The 2,056-nt window shown below is 36.1% G+C and carries 3 protein-coding genes; all 3 read left to right on the top strand.

Annotated elements, in window-relative coordinates; all coding sequences use genetic code 11:
- A partial coding sequence (locus MV589_RS02680; RefSeq protein ID WP_297431787.1) for an HAD hydrolase family protein occupies nt 1-393 on the top strand: 393 nt, incomplete at its 5' end.
- Nucleotides 386-1,621 (top strand): sugar MFS transporter, encoded by a 1,236-nt coding sequence (locus tag MV589_RS02685; protein ID WP_297431789.1) that lies wholly within the window; start codon nt 386-388, stop codon nt 1,619-1,621. The genes MV589_RS02680 and MV589_RS02685, both read left to right, overlap by 8 nt.
- Nucleotides 1,621-2,056: aldose epimerase family protein (locus MV589_RS02690; protein ID WP_521966161.1), on the top strand; the 436-nt coding region annotated here is incomplete at its 3' end. The genes MV589_RS02685 and MV589_RS02690, both read left to right, overlap by 1 nt.

Raw genomic sequence — 2,056 nt, forward strand, 5'->3', positions numbered from 1 at the left:
GCAATGGAGAATAATTTTAAAATTGTTTATATGGCAGAAGAGATGTTACTGCAGGCTTTAGAGCAAAATCTTAGAATAATTTTTGGAGATGAATTGAAGTATGTTTTAGCTCCAGAAGCTTATATGGGGTGTTACTTTTTGACAATTTTACATAAAGATGCAGATAAATCCCATGGCATAAAAAGCGTTAGTGAAGCTATTGGATTTGATTTAGGCAAGCTTACAGTTTTTGGCGATAATTTGAATGATGTAGGTATGTTTGAATTGGCAAACACTTCTGTAGCTGTCGCAAATGCTCAAGAGGGGTTAAGAGAAAAAGCAGATGTAGTTTTAAGCCAGACAAATGATGAAGATGCTGTTGCCAAATATCTTGAGTCTTTAAAGAATGGCTAAAAGGTCATCACTAATTCCTATGATTATCATAGGAGTTCTCTTTTTTATTTTTGGATTTGTTACATGGCTTAACGGCTCACTTATTCCATTTTTAAAAGTGATTTGTGATTTGAATGATTTTGAGGCCTTGTTTGTAACTTTTGCCTTTTATATTGCTTATACGGTGATGGCTTTTCCTATGGCTAGTCTGCTTGAAAAGACAGGATACAAAAAAGGTATGGCTCTTGGACTTTTTATGATGAGTGTTGGTGCTTTACTCTTTATACCCGCTGCGTTTAGCAGAGAATTTGTTTTCTTTTTAGTAGCACTTTTTACTCTAGGAACTGGACTTACCATCTTGCAAACCGCTTCAAACCCCTACATAGTTCTCATAGGCCCAATAGAATCTGCTGCAACTCGCATAAGTATTATGGGGCTTATTAACAAAACAGCAGGGGTTTTAGCTCCTTTGGTTTTTACTGCGTTTATCTTTTCTGATTTACACACTTCTTTAGACGCAGCGAATCCAGATTTACATCAACTGGCACAGGAGCTTATAGTTCCCTACACTATAATGGCAGGAATCTTATTTGTTTTAATGCTTTTTGTACTTTTTTCAGCGCTGCCTGAGTTGGAGTTTGACATTGACCCTTACGATAGCTCCAATATTTTGGCTTTTCCTCGTGTTGTACTAGGTGCTGTAGCACTCTTCTTTTATGTTGGCATAGAAGTAATAGCTGGAGATACCATTGGTCTGTATGGGCAAAGTCTGGGTGTAGCAGATGCAACAGCACTTACTTCTTATACAATGAGTTTTATGGTTGCTGGGTATCTTCTTGGTATCTTTTTAATTCCTCGTTTTTTATCACAGCAAAAGGCTCTCGTTGTCTCTTCTATTGTTGGCATGGTACTTCTATTTTGTGTTGCGTTTAGCTCAACTACAGAGGCAAACATTATTGTAAATATTCCAGACTCTGTTGTTTTTGTAGCACTTCTTGGACTTGCTAATGCTCTTGTTTGGCCTACTATCTGGCCTTTAGCTTTAAAAGATTTAAAACAACATACAGCAAAGGGGAGTGCTTTACTCATTATGGCAATAGCAGGTGGAGCAGTGATTCCTCTTGTTTTTGGTAAAGTGGCACAAATGCTTTCAGATATGCAGAGTGCTTATTTATTGGGATTACTTTGTTACTTTGTAATTTTTATGTATGGAGTCAAATGGCATAAAATGAGTAGTTGGAGTAGCTAATGTTTGAAATAAAAAAATTAGAAAATGGATTTGAATATATTGAGATAAAAAACAGTGCTGCTAGTGCAAAAATTGCTCTGCAGGGAGCGCATATATTCTCTTTTAAACACAATGATGAAGAACTTTTGTGGTTAAGCAGAGAGAGTGCTTTTGAAAATGGTACTGCAATTCGCGGAGGTATTCCTATTTGCTGGCCTCGTTTTGGAAACCTTGATACCTCCCTGCCTCAGCATGGTTTTGCAAGGATTTTTATTTTTGAACTTGTCTCAATTACTGAAAAGAGTGAAATATTAACAACTGTTCATGTAAAATTGAAAAGCTCAAAAGAGAGCCGTAAAATCTGGGATTATACTTTTGAGCTAGATATTTTCTTCTACATATCAGAAACCTTAAAAATTGAGATGAAAACGACAAATAGCGATACAAAAGAGTTTT

This window comes from Sulfurimonas sp., from assembly GCF_026991475.1.
Lineage (GTDB): Bacteria > Campylobacterota > Campylobacteria > Campylobacterales > Sulfurimonadaceae > Sulfurimonas.